General features: G+C 61.9%; 17 protein-coding genes and 1 pseudogene. 11 read left to right on the top strand and 7 right to left on the bottom strand.

Features of this window, described 5'->3' with window-relative positions:
* The 11 genes and pseudogenes from ACGYKA_RS19550 to ACGYKA_RS19500 form a co-directional block, all read left to right on the top strand.
* On the top strand, positions 1-282 hold a 282-nt coding region (locus tag ACGYKA_RS19550; RefSeq protein WP_394439810.1), incomplete at its 5' end, for a transposase.
* 495 nt (positions 283-777) lie between these two features.
* Complete coding sequence (locus ACGYKA_RS19545; protein WP_009827245.1) at positions 778-2,763, top strand: multicopper oxidase domain-containing protein; 1,986 nt, start codon at positions 778-780, stop codon at positions 2,761-2,763.
* 26 nt (positions 2,764-2,789) lie between these two features.
* Positions 2,790-3,509 (top strand): copper resistance protein B, encoded by a 720-nt coding sequence (locus ACGYKA_RS19540; RefSeq protein ID WP_065335300.1) that lies wholly within the window; start codon positions 2,790-2,792, stop codon positions 3,507-3,509.
* Between the two features lie 84 nt (positions 3,510-3,593).
* Complete coding sequence (locus ACGYKA_RS19535; protein ID WP_009827247.1) at positions 3,594-4,091, top strand: plastocyanin/azurin family copper-binding protein; 498 nt, start codon at positions 3,594-3,596, stop codon at positions 4,089-4,091.
* 227 nt (positions 4,092-4,318) lie between these two features.
* Positions 4,319-4,852, top strand: coding sequence for a copper oxidase (locus ACGYKA_RS19530; RefSeq protein WP_009827248.1), 534 nt, complete (start codon positions 4,319-4,321; stop codon positions 4,850-4,852).
* A 10-nt stretch (positions 4,853-4,862) separates the two neighbouring features.
* Positions 4,863-6,128, top strand: coding sequence for an ABC transporter transmembrane domain-containing protein (locus ACGYKA_RS19525; RefSeq protein ID WP_009827249.1), 1,266 nt, complete (start codon positions 4,863-4,865; stop codon positions 6,126-6,128).
* A 105-nt stretch (positions 6,129-6,233) separates the two neighbouring features.
* Entirely contained in the window at positions 6,234-6,953 is a 720-nt protein-coding gene (locus ACGYKA_RS19520) for a response regulator (RefSeq protein ID WP_088664274.1), read from the top strand.
* Positions 6,950-7,309, top strand: a pseudogene (locus ACGYKA_RS19515) (two-component sensor histidine kinase); the annotation flags it as partial. The gene ACGYKA_RS19520 and the pseudogene ACGYKA_RS19515, both read left to right, overlap by 4 nt.
* A gap of 147 nt (positions 7,310-7,456) precedes the next feature.
* Entirely contained in the window at positions 7,457-9,091 is a 1,635-nt protein-coding gene (locus ACGYKA_RS19510) for a Mu transposase C-terminal domain-containing protein (protein WP_028288640.1), read from the top strand.
* On the top strand, positions 9,051-9,974 hold the full coding sequence (locus ACGYKA_RS19505; RefSeq protein ID WP_245897677.1) for a TniB family NTP-binding protein: 924 nt from the start codon (positions 9,051-9,053) through the stop codon (positions 9,972-9,974). The genes ACGYKA_RS19510 and ACGYKA_RS19505 overlap by 41 nt, the downstream gene beginning before the upstream one ends.
* On the top strand, positions 9,971-10,762 hold the full coding sequence (locus ACGYKA_RS19500; RefSeq protein WP_065335308.1) for a TniQ family protein: 792 nt from the start codon (positions 9,971-9,973) through the stop codon (positions 10,760-10,762). Before ACGYKA_RS19505 ends, ACGYKA_RS19500 begins: the two co-directional genes overlap by 4 nt.
* Positions 10,763-11,035: 273 nt before the next feature.
* On the opposite strand, the gene ACGYKA_RS19495 is transcribed toward ACGYKA_RS19500, so the two are convergent.
* The 7 genes from ACGYKA_RS19495 to ACGYKA_RS19465 are packed head-to-tail and all read right to left on the bottom strand — an operon-like array spanning position 11,036 to position 19,192.
* Positions 11,036-12,397 carry an NADH-quinone oxidoreductase subunit N gene (locus ACGYKA_RS19495; protein WP_394439807.1) on the bottom strand — a complete coding sequence of 454 codons (1,362 nt, stop codon included), beginning with the start codon at positions 12,395-12,397 and terminating at the stop codon, positions 11,036-11,038.
* Between the two features lie 5 nt (positions 12,398-12,402).
* Positions 12,403-13,863 (bottom strand): NuoM family protein, encoded by a 1,461-nt coding sequence (locus ACGYKA_RS19490; RefSeq protein ID WP_088665108.1) that lies wholly within the window; start codon positions 13,861-13,863, stop codon positions 12,403-12,405.
* An 11-nt stretch (positions 13,864-13,874) separates the two neighbouring features.
* Positions 13,875-15,773: an NADH-quinone oxidoreductase subunit L gene (locus ACGYKA_RS19485; protein WP_088665109.1), complete on the bottom strand. Its 1,899-nt coding sequence runs from the start codon at positions 15,771-15,773 to the stop codon at positions 13,875-13,877.
* Entirely contained in the window at positions 15,770-16,081 is a 312-nt protein-coding gene (nuoK, locus tag ACGYKA_RS19480) for an NADH-quinone oxidoreductase subunit NuoK (protein WP_088665110.1), read from the bottom strand. The genes ACGYKA_RS19485 and nuoK overlap by 4 nt, the downstream gene beginning before the upstream one ends.
* Entirely contained in the window at positions 16,078-16,596 is a 519-nt protein-coding gene (locus ACGYKA_RS19475) for an NADH-quinone oxidoreductase subunit J (RefSeq protein ID WP_017469393.1), read from the bottom strand. The genes nuoK and ACGYKA_RS19475 overlap by 4 nt, the downstream gene beginning before the upstream one ends.
* A complete protein-coding gene (locus ACGYKA_RS19470) occupies positions 16,593-17,492 on the bottom strand; it encodes a complex I subunit 1 family protein (protein ID WP_088665111.1) in 900 nt (299 codons plus the stop codon). The genes ACGYKA_RS19475 and ACGYKA_RS19470 overlap by 4 nt, the downstream gene beginning before the upstream one ends.
* On the bottom strand, positions 17,489-19,192 hold the full coding sequence (locus tag ACGYKA_RS19465) for a heavy metal-binding domain-containing protein (RefSeq protein WP_223228837.1): 1,704 nt from the start codon (positions 19,190-19,192) through the stop codon (positions 17,489-17,491). The genes ACGYKA_RS19470 and ACGYKA_RS19465 overlap by 4 nt, the downstream gene beginning before the upstream one ends.
* Positions 19,193-19,363 lie beyond the last annotated feature (171 nt).

Genomic DNA, 19,363 nt, shown 5'->3' with positions numbered 1-19,363 from the left:
CCGAGCTGGCGCCGAGCCTGGAACGAGGTGATCCCGTTTCTCGACTACCCGCCCGAAGTGCGCCGACTGATTTACACAACGAATGCCATAGAAGCCCTGAACTCGAAAATCCGGCGTGCGGTGCGAACCCGAGGCCACTTCCCGAGCGATGAGGCGGCAGCAAAGTTGATCTACTTGGCGCTCAATGCTACTTCCGTCGAGTGGAAGCGATCTGTGCGTGAATGGCACCGCGTTAAAAGCCAACTCGCCATCATGTTCGAAGAACGCTTTCCCATGGCGTAACTAAAGGCGCCAGGGCACAAAATTACGCACACTCCCGTCTTTCGCCGATCATCTCTGGAAACCGGGCATAGCAAGCGAAAGATGATCTACATCAAGCGCGTTCGCGAACCTTCGGGCAACTGCGTAGGCGCCCCTTCGCCCTTCCCGAACCAAAGCAAATCACATCAGCAACCACCCACCCTACCGACGGTCAGCACACCCTAACCCCATATGTAACCATATGTATTCTTGATCCTTTGCAGGCGTTCCGGCGATAAAACCTCCAGTTCCACGGAGGGCACGTGAATCATGGATCCGACAAATTCAGAACTCGAAACAGGCCCCGCGCTGACCCTCGCAAGTTGCAAGGCAGAACCGCGCGTAAACGCCCCCCGGCACGTGCCGTGTTCGAAGCGAACTGTGCCGAGCCGGGTGCGACTGACCTCCAAAACGCCGTCGAACCCTTGAGCACGCGCGCTGCGGCACCTTTCAGACAGACTAATACAAGGAAAACGAATGCAATTCTTCAATAGAAAGCAGCTGGCCCTCTGGGATACGGCGCTCAGTACCTCTGAAGAGCTGGCGAAGGGGTTGTCGCGGCGTCAGTTCGGCTTGGCTGCGGCTGCGGCTTTTGCGATGCCCAAAGCGTTGAGCGCGCATGGCTCCACGCAGGTGACCTCTCAGGGAACCTACAATATCACAGTCGACCCGGTGCGCATCAACACGGGCGATTTTCAGAAGATGGGCGTGGGCTACAACCGCAGCCAGATTCCGACGATCCTGCGCTTCAAGGAAGGTGAGGAGGTTACGATAAACGTGACCAACAACCTCAGCGAAAGCACCTCGATCCACTGGCATGGACTTATCGTGCCCTTCCGTCAGGACGGCGTTCCGGGGATCAGCTTCAACGGCATCGCCCCCGGTCAGACCTTTACCTATCGCTTCCCGATCCAGCAGGCCGGGACCTATTGGTTCCACAGCCATTCAGGCCTTCAGGAGCCGGATGGCGCCTACGGTGCGATCGTGATCGAGCCGCGCGGCAGGGAACGCATACCAGCGCACCGCGACTATGTCGTTCAGCTGGCCGACAAACATCCCCATCCGGGCAACCGCATCTTGCGGAACCTCAAGATGCAGTCCGACTACTACAACCGTTCGCAGCGCACTTTTCAGGACCTGATCCGAGACGCCCGCATGGACGGTCTCAAGGCGACGCTGAAAGAGCGCCGCATGTGGGGGCGCATGCGCATGCTGCCGAGCGACGTCGAAGACGTGCAGGGATTTACCTCGCTGATCAACGGTCGCAGCACGTCGCAAAACTGGACCGGTTTGTTCCGGCCCGGTGAGAAGGTCCGCCTTCGGATCATCAACTCCTCCGCGATGACCTACTTCGACATGCGGATACCGGGACTGAAAATGGTCGTCGTGCAGGCTGACGGCAACGATGTGGAGCCTGTCGCCGTGGATGAACTGCGGGTCGCGGTTGCCGAGACCTATGATGTCATCGTCCAGCCTACGCAGAACAAGGTCTATAGCATTATTGCGGAATCCATGGGCCGCAACGGGCTTGTTCGGGGCACCCTGTCACCCAGAGAGGGCTATGCCGGTGCCGTGCCCCGTCTCAGACCCAAGCCCTTGCTCACCATGGCCGACATGAGCGGCATGATGGGCGGTATGGGTATGGATATGGGCATGGGTATGGGCGACCACGTCATGCAGAACATGACCGGAATGAACCACACCGACATGACAGGCATGGACCATTCAAACATGCAATCCAGCCAGCAGCCCCCGATGCCTGCGATGACCCCGTCAGAGGAAAAGCCGAAGAAAAAGACTTCGATGGCTGGGATGGACCATACGCAGATGCAAAAGCCTGCGATGGACGGCATGGACCACACGCAGATGCAGCAGAAGAAAAAGGCACCGATGTCAGGCATGAACCATGCCCAGATGCAGAAGCCCGCAATGGACGGTATGAGCGGCATGGACAGTATGAGCGGAATGGCAATGTCTGATGGCGGCGATCCGTTCTATGTCCCGGGCAGCGGACTGACGCCTGTCGCGTACAACGGCGGCAAGTTCCTGTCCTACGCAGACCTGCGCGCCGCCAGCCCTCGTTACCGTCACCGCGCACCCTCACGCACCATCGTGTTGCGGCTGACCGGTAACATGGAGCGCTACATCTGGTCGATCAACGACGTGAAATACGACGATGCCGCCCCGATCACGCTCCGATACGGCGAGCGGGTGCGCATGCGGTTCATCAACGAAACGATGATGTCGCATCCGATGCACCTGCACGGGATGTGGTCGATCATCGATGCCGGTCACGGTCCGCGCAATCCCATCAAGCACACCGTGAACATCAATCCCGCCGCCACGACGGACATCGAAGTCGAGGCCGACGCCCCCGGTCAATGGGCGTTCCACTGTCACCTCAGCTACCACGCGCGGGCGGGAATGTTCCGCAAGGTCGTGGTCAAGGGACGCGCGGCTTGAGCCGGGAAATACAAAGGACGAACGTAATGAAATACAGTCAACTCGCCGGACTGGCCGGCCTCATCCTTCCTTGGGCCTCGCTCGTGCAGGCTCAGCCCGTCAAACAGACCGAACAGCTGATCTGGGGCGTGCAGGCGGAACAGTTGGAAATTCGCGCACTGGATGACGAAGAGGTCCTTGTCTGGGATTTCGACGCCCTCATCGGCACGGATGAGCTCAAGCTGGTGTGGCGCAGCGAAGCTGAATACGGTCTTTCGTCCGATGAGTTCGAAAGCCTCGAAAACCAGCTACGTCTCCGGTTTCCAATCTCGACCTTCTTTAACGGCGTGGTCGGAGCCTATGCCAGCACACCCGAGGGCGTTCCGGAACGCTACGCGGCTGTCGTGGGGGTAAAAGGGCTCGCGCCGCAGTGGTTCGAGATCGACGCCGATCTCTACCTCTCCGACTATTCGTTCTTCAGTTTCGAGGCGGAATACGAACTGCTCCTTACCAACCGTCTGATCCTGACCCCGAACATCGAGATCGATATGCCGCTGAAGGATGACATCGCCCGGGGGCGGGGTGCGGGTGGCGCAGTCATGGAGATCGGTGCGCGGCTGAGTTACGACCTCATCGACCGTGCGGTCTCACCCTATATCGGCGTCAACTACGAGACCTCGTTCGGCGACACGCGGGACATCACCCGCGCGGCCGGTGGGGATACAGATGAGTTCTCGGTCGTGATCGGTACACGCCTTCAATTCTGAGATTTGTTCCTGCGGGAGCAATCCGGAGGGCTGATGAGTCCTCCGGCCAATACCTGAACCCAAAAGCAACCAAGGACTAAACAGATGAAACATCTACTGCTGACAATCGCACTGGCTTCCTCCTTTGCGGCACCGGGGTTTGCCGGCGAAGCGGCTCACGGAAACAAGTCCGGCGACACCCATGGAGAAATGAAGATCGGCATGCCCGGCGATGCCGCTGCGGTGGACCGCACGGTCGAGATCGACATGGTCGAAACAGACGACGGCGAAATGCTGTTCAAGGGCGGCGATCTGGATTTCAAAGAAGGCGAGACCGTCCGTTTCGTCGTCCGCAACGAGGGCGAGTTGGACCATGAGTTCATTCTCGACTCGCAAAAGAAGAACGCCGCGCACAAGAACGAAATGGCGGATATGAGCGGTATGAATATGGGTCATAATGAGCCCAACCGCATCCGGCTCGCGCCCGGCGAAGATGCCGAAATCATCTGGACATTTGCAAATAACGGCACGTTCGAAGCTGCTTGCCTGATCCCCGGTCATTACGAATCCGGCATGTTCCGCGAAGTCTCCGTTACTCACTAAACGGTCAGTGCGGATCGCGAGCACCGCCTTGCGATAACGTTAATACCAGAACGGGCGTACACCGCGCCCGTTCTTTCCCCCGTTGGGCGCCCGTCTGCGACGATGGTGTACCGCGCCAGCGGCGGTAGTACCCAGATCCGACGTTTGCTGAACCCTTGGGCTCACGGCTTCAATCGATCGAATAAACCCGGTTCTAGAATTTCCCCTACTGCGGAGGCGTTGAGCACATGAAGACATCGTTCAAAACTTGCACCCTCGCGGCAGCGCTCATCTTGTCCGCCCTCTCCGCGCATGCGTCCGATGGCAAAAGCCAGCAACCCCATCTGAGGGCCTACGACCTTCCGGACCATGACCCGATCGGAGAACCCCCCGGCGATGCCACGCCCGACAGGACGGTCGACATCACGGTCAGGGAGACCGGAAGCGGTTACATGCTCTTTGATCCGGATGCGCTTCACATCGAGAACGGAGCGGTTGTCCGCTTTCGGGTCACGAACTCCGGCAAACTCGATCACACTTTCTTTCTCGGCTCCTTCGATGAAGTCACCGAAAACCGGCAATGGATGCAGGAGCATCCGGACATGACCCATGACGCCGCCAACTTCATATCGATACCCAGCGGTGAAACCGGGGAACTGATCTGGAAGTTTTCAGACGTGACCAATCTGGAATTTGCCTGTCTGGTCCCCGGCCACAGAGATGCCGGGATGTGGGGGGTCATCATCGTGCATGATCACCTCGCCTCACCCGCCGGATATTGAGCGCGCTCCAATGTCGCTGATGGACAGGTATCACGTCCTCGTACATGACGTCTCCGCCCTCTTCGGATACGATTACAATGATACGACGCCGGACTGGGTTCATCCGTTCATTCACCTCATTCTGGTCCTGGCGCCGGGATTGCTGATCGGCGTCGCCCTCTATCTCGTCCTGCGCGGTATCCTGCGGCTCTGGAGCCGCCCGGCAAAACCGGTCGCGCGCATGAACCACGTGAGGGGGCTTGATGCCGGGTTGTTCAGCTCGGTCCTGCGCTACACCAGACGGCAGCAGGCGCAGATGATCATGCTGAGCCTTCTCGCGCTTCCGATCCTGTATCTGACCTTGGAACTGCCCAAGCAGATCGTGAACAATGCGCTGGAATCCGCGACTTTCCCGGTCGAGGTTCTGGGCCAGAGTTTGGATCAGGTCATATTCCTGCTGCTGCTTTGCGGGCTGTATTTGCTGTCGATCAGCCTGAACGGACTCATCAAATACACGCTCAACGTCTTCAAGGGCTATACGGCGGAGCGGTTTCTCCGACGCTTCAGGCTGCTGATCTATCGGCGGTGGCGCTCGGATGCGGAGGCGTCCGAGCAAAGCGAGATCGTCCCAATACTCGCACAGGAAGTGGAACCCATCGGCGGCTTCGCGGCCGAAGTCCTGACCCTGCCGGTTTTGCAGGGTGGCACGCTTTTCACCATTCTGCTGTTCATGTTCATTCAGGACCCGATCCTGGGTGCCGCCGCGCTGACCGTGTTGCCCATTCAGCTTATTCTGCTCCCGAAGCTGCAGCGCCGGGTGAACACCCTGTCGCGTATCCGGATCAAAGAGGTCCGCGATCTTGGCAGGCAACTGAGCGAGCAGTTGCGCGAACGACAGGGCGCCTCGTCCGGCCTGTCGGCGGCGGGCGCTAGTTTCAAGGCGCTGGAGCAGGTACGCAGAAGGATCTTTCGTCTCAAGTTCTTCATCAAGGCGCTCAACAACTTTCTGACGGCGCTGACACCGTTTCTGTTCTACTCACTTGGCGGATATTTCGTCATCGAAGGCCGGATCACGCTTGGGGCACTGGTCGCGGTCCTCGCCGCGCACAAAGACTTTTCGGCCCCACTGAAGGAGCTTTTCCGATACTATCAGGCGCTTGAGGATACGCGGATCAGGTATCAGGAAATCACGACCTTCTTCGCCGGGACGCCGCCCCGCATGGAAGAACAGCAATCCGCCGGGGTGCACCGGCTGGCGATCCGCAGACCGCCGGAACATGCGCTGTCGCAGACTTGAGGGCTCCTATTGTCCCCCCTGCTCCCGCGACGCGTCAAACTGCCGTTACATTTGGCTACAAAGAGGGGGCGGACATTTACACCGGCGGTTTGATATACACCGGGTATGAGCGAACCTGCCCACATTCTGGTCGTCGACGACCATGACGAGATCCGCAATTCCGTTTCAAGCTATCTCGAACGGAACGGCATGCGAACCTCGGTCGCCGAAAGTGCCGCAGAGATGGACGCTCAGCGCGCAAGACATTCTTTCGATCTGATCGTGCTCGATGTGATGATGCCCGGCGAAGACGGGCTGACTGCGTGCAAAAGATTGCGTCAGGAGTGCGGCACACCGGTCCTGATGCTGACCGCCCTCGGAGAGGACGACGACCGCATCGAGGGTCTGGAAGGCGGCGCGGATGATTATCTCTCCAAACCCTTCAATCCGCGCGAGTTGTTGGCCCGGATCAGGGCCATCATGCGACGCAGCGAGAAGAGCCCTCCGCAGGACCCATTCGCGGGCAAGCGCATCCGGTTCGCCCATCTCGAACTGGACTATGACGGACGGACCCTGACCGCCCCGGACGGCACCCGCAATCAGGTAACCTCCGGTGAGCTGAAACTCCTGTCCATCCTGCTCGAACGCCCGCGTATCGTCATGAGCCGCGATGAGCTGCTGGAAATGACAGCGGGGCGCGTGGCCGGACCGCTTGACCGGACGATCGACAATCAGATCAGCCGCCTGCGCCGCAAGATCGAACCGGACGTATTGCGCCCCCGTGTCATCTCCACCGTGCGCAACGGCGGTTACAGCCTGACCTGCGATGTCGAGGTCAGTTCGTGAAAACGCGCCCGTGGAGACTGCGCACGCAGATCTCACTCTTGGTGCTGGGTGTTATCGTCGTGGCGCAGGCGGTGAGCCTCTGGTTCTTCGTTGACGAAAGAACACTCGCCGTGCAGGCGGCGATCGGCGCGGAAGCCGCCGGACGGGCCGCCAATGTAGCACAACTGATCGAAGGCGCGCCTCCGGAGCTGCACCCCCAGATCATTCGCGCCGCGACCTCTCCATTGATCCGTTTCAACCTGACCGAAGAGCCGGAGGTTGTGCATACGGATCATGACGCAGGCGGCGCGGTCGAGGCGCGGGTGAGGGCTCTTCTGGGCGATGACTACAGCCGCGACATCCGCATCGAAATCCATGTGTCGCGTAGCCCTTAATTGTGAGATGGGAAATCCAACGAAATCAACGGCTGAGCTTTGCCCTTAAATATGAGATTTTGCCTTTAATTCTGATATTTTTGCCCTTAAACCTGAGACAGGGTTCACAGACATTTGCGGCAAATATCGATGAATGATGATGGCGAAGACTGCGTTGCTGTTGGTGCTGAAGAGGCGCGCAGGGCCGCGGTGCTGCGCCCTCTTGTTCAGGCATATCTCAATGGGACTGGCAGCCTGGAACGTGGCATCAATGACGCCGTTTGGGAGCTTGGTGTCAGCAGGGCGACGGTCTGGCGTTGGATAAAACGGTTGGCGGAAGAGGGTGGGCGCACCAGCGCTCTGGCTCCGCGGAAACGGGGCCGCCCGACCGGGACGATGTTAATATCCAGCAAAGTCGAAGCGGTAATCGAGGAGCACCTTCGCCGCTATTTCTTGCGCCGGGAGCGTTCGAGCTTGTCGCGCGTCGTGACAGAAATCCGCAGCGCTTGCTGGCAGGAGGGCTTGCAACCGCCGACACGGCGAACGGTTCAGCGTCGTCTGGATGCGATGGATGCCCGCGAAGTTGCGAAGGCACGAGAGGGCGCAAAGGCGGCCCGCCAGAAATTTGCGCCGGTCACAGGTGAGAACAAGGCCAGTATGCCACTGGAGATCGTCCAAATTGATCATACACCGGCGGACATCATTCTTGTCGACGGCTTTGAACGCAAACCAATTGGGCGGCCTTGGGTCACGCTGGCGATCGACGTCGCAACGCGGATGGTGACCGGATATTACACCTCTCTCGAGGCACCTTCGCGTCTGTCAGTGGCGCTTTGCCTGACACAGGCGGTGGCCCTCAAGGAGGAACTTCTTGCGGAATTGGCGTGCGATGTTCCTTGGCCGGCACAGGGCAAACCGCACAGCATCCACGTCGATAACGGTCGCGATTTCCGGTCGCGCGCCTTTCGGTCGGCCTGTGCGGATTGGGGGATCGATCTGGTCTATCGACCGCCAGCAAGTCCTCACTTCGGTGGTCACATCGAACGGTTGATCGGCACCATGATGGGGGCCGTTCACCTGTTGCCGGGAACAACGCAATCCTCGATCGCGGCAAAGGGCGACTATGACGCCGAAAGCAAGGCCACGATGACGTTGAGCGAATTCGATCGCTGGTTTGCTCTGGAAATCTGCCGTTACAACAACAGCATTCATTCAAGTCTTGGCTGCACGCCCGTTGCCAAATGGGAGGCGCTCTCAGAGCAAATGACAGGCGACATCCCCTTCGAGATGGAAGCCTTTCAGGTGAGCTTCCTGCCGAGTGAACTGCGCAAGATCAGGCGTGACGGCATCCATCTGTTCCAGATAAGGTACTGGTCCGATGCCCTTGCAGGCCACATTGGGCGCGGGGATGGAAAGGTGGTCGTTCGCTACGATCCTCGCGATATCTCAATGATCTGGGTCGAACTGGACGATGGCCGGTATGTTGAGGCGCGGTACAGAAACCTGGAAATTCCGCCCGTCTCGCTCTGGGAATATCGCGAAGCGATGAGGAAGGCCCGTGCCCTTGGCAAGTCCGGGTCTAATGAGCTGGTGCTGGCTGAGCTGATCCGACAGCAACGCCAGATCGAAGCTGAAAGCCGGGGCCTGACGAAGGCCGAACGCAGAACCCGTGAAAGAAAAGGGACATTGAAGGGCACGAACTCGGCCGTCTCGACAACCGAAGGGCTGCGCCCGATCGATACGGGTGATACATCGCGCCCATTGTTCAAGGTGGAGAGATGGTGAATTGAGGGCAGGGACAACTGAAGAAGACGGCCGGATCGCCCTCATTCAATCGGATATCTGGATCGGCTTTCCTCGGGCGGAACAGGTGTTGGACCGCTTGCAGGGCATGATCGAAGCGCCACGACAAACCCGTATGCCTGGGCTTCTTGTGCATGGCGCCTCCGGGATCGGAAAGACGATGATTGCCCGAAACCTGTCGCGCAAGTACGCACCAGAATACGATCCGGCGTCGGGCATCACCCGCACACCGCTTCTGCTGTTGCAAGCGCCGCCCGCACCTGATGAACGGCGGTTTTACCTGCACATCCTGGCCGCCGTCGGCGCCCCGGCGACGGCTCTTAGCGCCCGCGCTCAAAATGTGGCTTCCCTCGAAGTCCGTGTCATCGCGCTCTTACGCGACCTTGGCCTGCGGATGATCATGATCGACGAGGTCCACAATCTCTTGGCCGGGACCCACCGCGAACAGCGCCGATTTCTCAATGTCCTGCGGTATCTCAGCAATGAACTCGAGGTGTCACTGGTCTGCCTTGGGGTCAGCGAGGCCGTCGATGCTATTCGCGGTGATATCCAGCTTGCCCGACGGCTGGACGAACATCATCTGCCAAACTGGCGCGACGATGCCGAGTTCTCGGACATGATCCAGACCCTTATTGCTGCCATGCCACTGGAAAAGAAGTCCAACCTGAAGGTCAAATCTCTCAAGCAGGTCTTGGCACTGACCGGTGGGGTGACCTCGCGCATCTTCGCTCTGGTCAAGGATCTTTCCATCGACGCCATTATCACAGGCGAGGAATGCATCACCGATGACGCAATCGCAAAATGGACGCCGGTTTGGTCGCGCCATGCGAACCCCCATCGGCGGCTCCAGAAGTCCCGGGTGTGAAGCCGCACCCGCTGCCCAAGACTGTCGCGCCGCTGCCAGACGAGTTGTTGTCAGGTTGGTTGTCTCGGCTGGCGGCGGCCAACTACTGTGATGATGCGGAACTACTGGCTCATCTCAGAATCGATACCGCGCATGGCACCGCCTTGGACTTCAACGTCGACGCGGCTGCGGCGGCGAAGATTGCCAACGCCGCACGGGTTAACCCAGATGTTGTTCGATCTTTGACCTTTCCGGCAATGACGCCACGAGAAGCCTCGCTGACGGCTCAGATGCCATTCCAGCATTGCATGCAATGCGCCAGAGAGGGTCTTTCGCTCAGGCATTGGAGGCGGGCCTGGGCATTTGACTGCCAAGTTTGCGGGACGAGACTTGTGCAGACCCTTGGCAAACTCCGTGAGGAACAAATATCTGGAAAACTGATATACCGAGCGCGCCGCGGGGCAGAGATGCTTGAGTGCGCCGCGCGCTCGCGCGGCCCCAAGCAACTTCGGCGCGCAATGCGCGCAGTCACCTTTGCCATGTCACTCAAAACCTTCCGCGGGGATCCGTCGTTCGCTGTCCAGAACCCCAGATCGGAAGTTAGGCTGTTCTACCTCGCCGCAATCGCCGCCGCTCGATCTCATCCCTTGGCTAAGGCAGCCATCGTCAGCAAAAGCATCGACGACTATGCAAGGGTTGCTCTCTTGCGCGCCTTCGAGAAGGAGCCTCGATTGCTTGCCGCGGTTGATCACATCGCGCAAAGGTGCGCGAGAAACAGGGGCCCCATGACAGCCGTATCTCACAATTAAGGGCAAAAATTGTCGCCAAACGCGTCGCGTCTCAGATTAAAGGGCAACGCGACACATGCGATGATGCGCGCTGACGATTGTGGCAGTGGTCGATACCCTGTTCGTGTTTTATGCGTAGATTTTTTTGCCTGCTTGCCGGTCTCGGGACCCAGCACCTCATCTACATCATCGCGCGCAAAAAGTGCGCGCGCGAATGTCCGATGCTCTTCGCTTGAACGCGTCTCAAACCGGCGGGCTGGCCCGGTCACCTTCAAATCCATGCCGATGTCTGGTCTACGGCCCGGGCAGGATCCCGGCCGCGAACCCCATAAGAAGCGTGACAAGCACGGTGACTACGACTGTTCCTTGGGCCAGAACAGCGCCCACCTCTGATGGGTGCTCTGTCGAAGAAGTTCGATACATCGGCACCACCAGCCGCAGATAAACCCCGAGCGCCAGCACCGAGTTCAGGATGCCGATGATCGCAAGCCACAGATACCCGGCCTCGACCGCTGCCGAGAGCAGGTAGAACTTGCCCACGAAACCGAAAAGCGGCGGGATGCCGGTCAGTGACAGCAGGAACACCACCATCGCCGCGCCGAGCCACGGATGGGTGCGACCAAAGCCTTCAAGATCGCCCAGATTGCGCCCGGCCAGCAGGACAACCGCAAAGGCGCCGAGGTTCATCGCCACGTAGGCGGCGGCAAAGACCAGAATGCCCGGAACGGCAAAGCCGCTGGCCCCAAGGGTCACGACGCCCATCAGGAAATATCCCGACTGTGCCACCGAGGAATAAGCGATGAGGCGCACAAGGTAGGTCTGCACCAGTGCGGCGAGATAGCCATAGGTCATTGTCGCCGCCGCGATCACCGCCAGTGCCAGAGGCCAGCCACCGTCACGGGGCAGGTCGCGCAGGACCTGTGCGAAGGCGAAAAAGGCGGCCGCCTTGGTGATGACGGACAGGTAGGCCGCGATCGAGACGGGCGCCCCCTGATAGGCGTCCGGTGCCCAGAAATGGAACGGCACCAGAGCTCCCTTGTAACCCAGACCGACGATGATGGCGATCAGCCCGGTGATGATCACAAGTGTCTGGCCCTGCAACTGGCCAAGTTTCGAAAACAGCGTCGAACCGGAGCCCCCAAACCAGAAGGTCAGCCCGTAGATCATCACCGATCCGGTGACCGCCCCGAAGACGAGGTATTTCATCGCCGCTTCGGTGGCCGCATCGTCGCGCGGCCAGGCCACAAGCGCGAAAGAGCCCAGACCGGTGAGCACGACACCGATCACCACCACCATCATGTCGCCCGCCCCCGACAGCATCAGCGCGCCGAGGGTCACCAGCACGACAAGGGATTGAACGCTGCCCTCGCGCCGGCGGCCAGCAATCTCGGCCCGGACCAGCAGCAGGGACAGTGCGGTGCCGGGCAGCAGGATCAGCTTGGCCCAGCCCGAAATCAGGTCGATCCGGTAGGTGCCGCCGAAGACGGTGGCGTCGACGCTCAGCATCGGCAGCGTCAGGATCGTCGCCGCCGCAAGCCCGGCCAGCCCGATGGCCAGCACCAGCCGCGCCGCGCGAAACATCTCCGCAACGATCATCAGCATCGCCGCGGCGGCCAGCGTCAGCTCCGGCGCCAGAAGGGCAAGATCGCGGCCCATCTCCATCAGTTGCCGAGGCCCATCATAGTGGTGTGGATCATGTCAATCAGCCAGCCGGGCGCGACACCGATCAGAACGGTCAGGACGAGAAGCGGCAGGATCACTAGCTTTTCACGCCTATCCAGATCCGGCATGTCGGCCCATTTGTCGTTCATCTCGCCCAGGAAGACGCCGGCGATGGCGCGCAGGTAGAGTGCTGCGGTGATCACGATGGCCAGGATCGCGATCAACCCCCAGGGCATGCCGTTCAGCGTGGCAAGGAAGATCTGGAATTCGGCCGGGAAGTGTGCGAGCCCCGGCAGCCCGAGAGAGGCGAAAGCCGACAGGATGAAGGCCCAGCCAAGCCACGGCACACGGCCCAGCAGCCCGCCGAAATCGCCGATTCCGCGGGTATGGGCCCGGTCCTGCAACATCCCCACAAGGAAAAAGAGCGCGCCCGTGACCAGACCGTGGCTGACCATTTGCAGGGTTGCGCCATCCAATGCGATGGTCCGGATGCGCGGCTCTGTCGCCAGTGCAGCAATGGCGACGCCCATCACCACGTACCCCATATGGTTAACGGACGTGTAGGCGATCATCTTTTTCAGGTCGCTCTGCGCCAGTGCCGCGAAGGCCCCGTATAGCGCGCTGACCACCCCGAAGGCGAGGATCACCTGTCCGGCCTGTGCGAAGGCCTCGGGCGTCATCTGGTAGGCAAAGCGCACAAGCCCGTAGGTACCGAATTTCAGCATCACGCCGGCCAGGATCACGCTGCCCGCCGTGGGCGCCTGCACATGCGCCGCCGGAAGCCAGGTGTGGACCGGGAAGGCCGGGATCTTGACCGCGAAGGTCACGAGCATCGCGATCAGCGCCAGCATGGCAGGAAGCCCGCCCAGTGCGGTGCCCTCGACCCAGACACGCATGTCGAAGGTGCCCGATCCGAGGTAAAGCCCGATGATCGCCAGCAGGAGCGGCAGCGAGCCCAGAAGCGTGTAGAGAAAGAACATGAGTGCGGCCCGCTGACGCTCTTCATAGCCCCAGCCTGCGATCATGAAGTACATGCCGACCAGCGAGACCTCGAAGAAGACGTAGAAGAGCAGGCCGTCAAGCGCCATGAACGTGCCGAGCGAGGCGGTTTCCAGCATCAGCATGAGCACCACATAGGAGGCCGCCCGCTCCCCGATCCGCGCCGAATACAACGCCGACAGGAAAAACAGAAGCGAGGTCAGCAGCACCAGAGGCAGGCTCAATCCGTCCACGCCCAGCCGGTAGGCCGCGCCGATGGCGGGGATCCAGGCGATTTCCTCGACCTGGGCGAAGTCTCCGGCCACGATGCCGCGCGCCCAGATTGCCAGTGTGATCAGGAACACGGCCCCCGTGGCGGCGATGGACACCGCATGTGCCGTTCGCGTGGACCGGTCGGGCAGCGCCATGAGCGCGAGACCGGCAAGGATGGGCAGGAAGGTGGCAATGGTCAGAAGCGGCATGGGCGCGATCCTCAGAAGTAGAACGGGGCGGCGAGGAGTACGCCGGTGACGAGAGCGATTCCGGCGACGGTCAGCGCCATTTCGCGGTGGATAAGGCCGCTTTGCAGACGGCGGGCGCGGGTGCCGAGGGCGATTGTGCGATCGACAAGGCCAAAGATCGCACGATCGATGGTGTCGCGGTCAAAACGCAGGCTGGCCAGCCCGAGGGACAGGTTGAGCCTGCCCACCGCGTTGAGCAGCGCCAGAAGACTGTCTTCGGCGCGTTCGATCCGGCGTGACAATGCTTGTGTACCTGCGACGATGCCGCCCAGCACGACACGGCGGATGATCCAGGCATCCAGGCGGTCGCAGAGCCGTGCCAGGGCCAGCGTCGGGCGGACCACGAGGGCGTCCATGCCACCTGCGAGCGGGAAGCCGTTTCGTGCTGGCGCAAGCAGCGGACCCAGAAGGCGGGCGGGGGCCAGCAGCCAGCCAAGCGCCAGCCCGGCCAGACCCACCGCCAGCCCCATGGCCGGGACGATCCAGCCGGGCTCGGCCAGATGCGCGCCCAGCATCGCCTCCAGCGGTTTGAAAGCGAAGCCCAGAGTCGCGGCGAGTATCACGAGAACGCCCATGCCGACGGCCATGAGCGGCACCTTATCGCGGGGCTTCTCCGGCGTGCCGGACCACAGCACCTTCAATGCCCGGCCCATATAAGCCCCGGTCAGCACCGACCCAGCAAGGGCCAGCGGCAGAAACCACGCGGCAGAGGGGCTATCGAGAGCCGCGGCGAGGATTGCGTCCTTGGAATAGAAGGCGGCGAGCGGTGGCAGCCCGGCCAGCGCCAGCGCGGCCAGTGCAAAGCCCGCAAAAATGCCGGGCCGGGCGCGGCCCGCGCCGGCAAGCGTGTCCAGATCGGTGCTCTCGCGGTCGTGCTGAAAGACGCCTGCGCCGAGAAAGAGCGCCGATTTGATCGCGGCATGCGCGATCAGATGCAAAAGCGCGGCAACGGGCGCGCCGGCCCCCACCGCGATCAGCATCAGCCCGTACTGGCTGGCGGTCGAGGCGGCGAGCAGACGCTTGAGGTCTGTTGCGGCCAGTGCCATCAGCCCGGCAATCACCGCCGTCGCCCCGCCGACAATCCCGATGGCCAGAAGCGCGCCGCCGGGCAGCATCGGCGCGGTCCGGATCAGCAGGATCGCCCCCGCCGCCACCAGCGTGGCCGAGTGGAGCAGGGCAGACACCGGCGTTGGCCCCGCCATCGCCCGCATCAGCCAGTCCTGCATCGGCACCTGCGCCGACTTCCCCATCGCCGCAAACAAGAGCAGCAGCCCTGCGATCAGCGCCGGGGTGCCGGTGGTGGAAAGCGTGGCCGAAATCTCGGAGGTTCCGGCGATACCGATCAGCAGGAAGGCCGCGAGGTAGAGGCCCAGATCGGCCGTCCGGGTATAGAGGAATGCCCGCATGGCCGCTCCGGGCACGCCCTTTCGCCTATGCCAGAAGCCGATCAGAAGGTAGGAGGCAAAACCAATCATCTCCCACGCGGCCAGCAGGGTGATCCAGTCCCCCGACAGCACCAGAAGCTGCATCGCGGCCACGAACATCAGCATGGTGCCGAAAAAGCGGGGGCGCTCGGGGTCATGGGACATGTAACCCGCCGCATAGGTCAGGACCATCGCCGCGACGGTCGCGACGACCAGCGCCAGCGTTGCCGTCAGCGGGTTGGCCACCAGCCGGATCGGCAGGTCCGGCAGGAAGGGCAGGGTGGCCGTGACATCCGCACCGCCCGCCACCCCGGCCAACAGAGCAATCGCCCCGGCAAGGCCCAAGGCCGCACCGGTCAGCGCAATCGCCTCGGGCATGCGCCGGAGCGCAAGTGTCGTCAGGCCCGCGCCCAAAGGCGCGAGGATCGTCAGCGAAAGCCAGATCACCCCCTGAGCTCCCGCGCTTCTTCCATCTCGACCGACCCGCGCGAGCGGAACCGGGCGATGGCGATGCCGAAACCCACGGCCATCTCGACCGCCATCACCGCCATGACGATCAGCACGAACATCTTCGCCGCTGTCACATCGGGGTGCAGATAGCGCCAGAACGCCACGAGATTGAGCAGTGCCGCGGCAAGGATCAACTCGACCCCCATGATGATCATCACAAGGTTGGTCTGGCTGAGCGCACCATAGAGGCCAACGCCGAAAAGCGCCGCACCGACGCTGAGCGCGATCATGAGTTCCGGGATCATTGGCTATCCTTTTCTTGCGGGGCGATCGCGACCATGGTCGCCGCGATCATCGCGGTCAGGATCATCAGCGCCGCGCTTTCAAAAATGAACATGGAGCGGCCCAGCAGTTCGCGGCCCAGCAAGCGCGCCTGTTCATCGGCCCCGGGCACGTCGGGCACGGGGCCTTGCCAGCCGGCGGTCCAGATCACCACCAGTGCGGCGACCAAGCCAATCCCGCCCGCCCAGAGCGACAGGCGTTTCTGGTGCGTCATGTCCATCTTGCCCATGCCGCCGGGGTCCATCATGAACATGACCATGAAAATCGCCATGACGCTCATCTCCGTGGCCATCATCATGATCTGGAGCACGCCCAGAAATTCGGCCTGCATGACAAGGAACATCGCCCCGATGGCGGTCTGACTGAACAGGAGCGCAATGGCCGAACGCACCATCGAATGTGTGCGAAAGACGACCACCCCGAACCAGATCGCGGCGGTGCCGAAAAAGGCGAGAAACAGAGCGGTGGCAAGGCTCATATCGGCACCACGAGGGCGATGACGCCCACAAGGAAGATATTGGCCAGCGCCAGGGTGATGCCGAGCTTCCAGCTCAGTTCCAGATACTTCGCCTCGCGCAGGCGCGGCAGGCGCGGCCCGAGCATCAGCATCGCGGCCGCTACACCAAGTGTCTTGAGCGCAGTCCAGGCCCAGCCCGGCAGCCACGGTCCAAGCCAGCCGCCGAGGTAGAAGGTAACGGTCGCGCTGGCCAGTGCGACGATGATCACAAGCCGCGCCAGTCGCAGGACGGCCAGCCGCGCGCCGGTGTATTCGGCCTCGACTCCACCCGCCAGATCGCCGCCGCCGGTGGGCAGGTCGATGGGCGGCAGCCAGGCGACACCCATCGCCGCGATGACGAACAGGACGAAGCCGATGGGCTGATAGGCGACGTTCCACAAGGCCGCCTGCGACAGGACGATCTGCGTGGTGGAGAGCGACTCGGCCCGCATCGCAACTGCCGTTATGGGCATCACGATCAGCATGGCATAGGCGACGAACTGGCCCAGAAAGCGCCAGCCGCCGATCATCCCGTAGGCCCCGTTCGGCCCCCAGCCGGCCATGATAAGCGCAACCAGCACGTAAGCCAGCGCGGCGTTCAGAAACAACGCGCCGATGGCCAGATCGGTGATGATCAGCCCCGGTGCCAGTGGGATAACGGCGACTGACAACAGGCCCGCGACCAGCAAGAGGACCGGGCCAGCCTCGAAAAACAGCCTGTCAGATGTGCGCGGCAGGATCTGTTCGCGGCCCAGCAGCGCTAGCGCCGAGGTCGCCGGCCGTGTGAGGCTGAGGCGTCCATGGACGGCCCAGCCTTCCAGAACGGCCACGGCGTAGCAGCCGATCGCGAGAGCGAGGATAATCACCGCGATGCTCATTGGGTCGCGCTCCAGGGATCGAGATCGAGCGAGGCGATTGCGGTCAGTGCGTCGGCAAGTTCCATCTGCTTTATCAGGTCGGGCACATGCGCGGCGAGGTCGGAGAACGGCGTCTTCAGATGGGCCGAGGCGACTGTACCGCCCTTTAATGTCAGGTGCAGCGTTGCGGGTCCGCGCGGTGTTTCCAACGTTGCCGTGCCGTGGCCGTCGCCTGTTGCACGCGGCATCTCTGGCATCGCGGTCGCGCCCGCCGCCGATATCAGGTCAAGGCTTTGCCCGATTTCTGCGCAGCGCTGGCGGAGCCGCGCCATGGCGTCGCCTTCATCCTGCGTGATCGGTTCGAAACCTAATTCGTCGTAGACCCCGTCGCCGTGTCTGGCATCGGACGCATGGTCCGCCGCACGTGCCACAGGACCTTCCGATGCTCCCTGAAGCGTCCCGATCCCGGTCAGTTTTGGTCCCATAAGTGATCGGTTGAGTGCACCGTACAGAAGGCTCGTTATAGAAGTTGCTTGCTCTGCCACCTCATCCGCTTTAGCCGTCCGGACGCGGTGTTCCATGGCCGCCGCCCGGCGCCCCAGCGGTGCAAGGCCCGCTTGTCGAGCCAACCCGGCCAGCCAGTTGAGATGGCTTGCAATCCGTTCGCGTTCCACTGCTGCGGCGCGGGCGGCCAGAGTGTCCTTGGGTGCAGTTTGTCCGGTAGCCTTCTCGGCAGCACGGCAAGCCAGTTCGCGCATTGCCACCGGCGACAAGGGCACCGCGTCCGCAAGATGATCAGCGAAGTCTTCGAGAGCAACGCCTGATGGCAGCGCCGCCATCTTCATCCCTCTGACCGCGGTGCCCGCGACGCTGTCTCCATCGAGGGTCAGGTCCAGGTGCAGACCGCCCGGAAGACCCGGGAAGAAGGGGCCAAAGGGCGCGTCTATCCATTCCATGACCAATCCGTCGGGGCTGACCGGTTTGCCTTCGGTGAGTTCGACCATTGACATGAAATGCGGTTCGATCCCCGGGATGTCTGGCGCCGCGCCGTGGCCTGTGTGGCCATGATGCGCGCCATGCGCATCCTGCTGTTCGTGGGCGCCATGCGCGGCGTGCTCTCCTTGGCCCTCTTGCGCTGGCATGTCCTTGTGGTGCTTGTGACCGCCATGTCCACCATGCGCATGCTTTCCGGCCTCGGCCTGCTGGACGAGGTCCATGCCACACTTGGGGCAGGAACCCGGTGTGTCGGAGGCGACATCCGGGTGCATGGGGCAGGTGTAGGGGCCTGTCGGCTCCGTGGCCGGTTCGGCGTGATGGCCGTGGCCGTGGTCCGCATGTTTCCCGGCCTCGGCCTGCGGGACGAGGTCCATGCCGCACTTAGGGCAGGACCCGGGTGTGTCGGAAGTCACCTCCGGGTGCATCGGGCAGATGTAGGGGCCTTTCGGCTCTGCGGCCGGTTCGGCGTGATGGCCATGTTCGTGATGCGCGTGTTCCCCGGCCTCGGCCTGCGGGACGAGGTCCATGCCGCATTTCGGGCAGGAGCCGGGCGTGTCAGAGGTGACCTCCGGGTGCATGGGGCAGGTATAGGGGCCTGTCGGCTCCGTGGCCGGTTCGGCGTGATGGCCGTGGTGCACGTGCTCTCCGGCCTCGGCCTGCGGGACGAGGTCCATGCCGCATTTTGGACAGGAACCGGGCGTGTCCGAGGTCACTTCCGGGTGCATCGGGCAAACATAGGAGGCGGACGTCTCGGCGCCTGTCACAGCATCCGACTGATGATGGGCCTTTTCTGCTTGCGTGGAAACCGCGGACGATTTTTCATGGCCCTCATGGCCCTCATGGCCCTCATGGCCCTCATGGCCCTCATGGCCCTCATGGCCCTCATGGCCCTCATG

The organism is Sulfitobacter sp. 1A15106 (assembly GCF_043556995.1).
Lineage (GTDB): Bacteria > Pseudomonadota > Alphaproteobacteria > Rhodobacterales > Rhodobacteraceae > Sulfitobacter > Sulfitobacter faviae.
The sequence above is the reverse complement of the archived record's forward strand: the minus strand, read 5'-3'. Positions and strand labels throughout refer to the sequence as shown.

Excerpts from the sequence above, each read along its gene's own strand:
- ACGYKA_RS19545 (WP_009827245.1), top strand. The coding sequence starts at position 778 with ATGCAATTCTTCAATAGAAAGCAGCTGGCCCTCTGGGATACGGCGCTC.
- ACGYKA_RS19540 (WP_065335300.1), top strand. The coding sequence starts at position 2,790 with ATGAAATACAGTCAACTCGCCGGACTGGCCGGCCTCATCCTTCCTTGG.
- ACGYKA_RS19535 (WP_009827247.1), top strand. The coding sequence starts at position 3,594 with ATGAAACATCTACTGCTGACAATCGCACTGGCTTCCTCCTTTGCGGCA.
- ACGYKA_RS19530 (WP_009827248.1), top strand. The coding sequence starts at position 4,319 with ATGAAGACATCGTTCAAAACTTGCACCCTCGCGGCAGCGCTCATCTTG.
- ACGYKA_RS19525 (WP_009827249.1), top strand. The coding sequence starts at position 4,863 with ATGTCGCTGATGGACAGGTATCACGTCCTCGTACATGACGTCTCCGCC.
- ACGYKA_RS19520 (WP_088664274.1), top strand. The coding sequence starts at position 6,234 with ATGAGCGAACCTGCCCACATTCTGGTCGTCGACGACCATGACGAGATC.
- ACGYKA_RS19510 (WP_028288640.1), top strand. The coding sequence starts at position 7,457 with ATGAATGATGATGGCGAAGACTGCGTTGCTGTTGGTGCTGAAGAGGCG.
- ACGYKA_RS19495 (WP_394439807.1), bottom strand. The coding sequence starts at position 12,397 with ATGGGCCGCGATCTTGCCCTTCTGGCGCCGGAGCTGACGCTGGCCGCC.
- ACGYKA_RS19490 (WP_088665108.1), bottom strand. The coding sequence starts at position 13,863 with ATGCCGCTTCTGACCATTGCCACCTTCCTGCCCATCCTTGCCGGTCTC.
- nuoK (WP_088665110.1), bottom strand. The coding sequence starts at position 16,081 with ATGATCCCGGAACTCATGATCGCGCTCAGCGTCGGTGCGGCGCTTTTC.
- ACGYKA_RS19475 (WP_017469393.1), bottom strand. The coding sequence starts at position 16,596 with ATGAGCCTTGCCACCGCTCTGTTTCTCGCCTTTTTCGGCACCGCCGCG.
- ACGYKA_RS19470 (WP_088665111.1), bottom strand. The coding sequence starts at position 17,492 with ATGAGCATCGCGGTGATTATCCTCGCTCTCGCGATCGGCTGCTACGCC.
- ACGYKA_RS19465 (WP_223228837.1), bottom strand. The coding sequence starts at position 19,192 with ATGCACCCGGAAGTGACCTCGGACACGCCCGGTTCCTGTCCAAAATGC.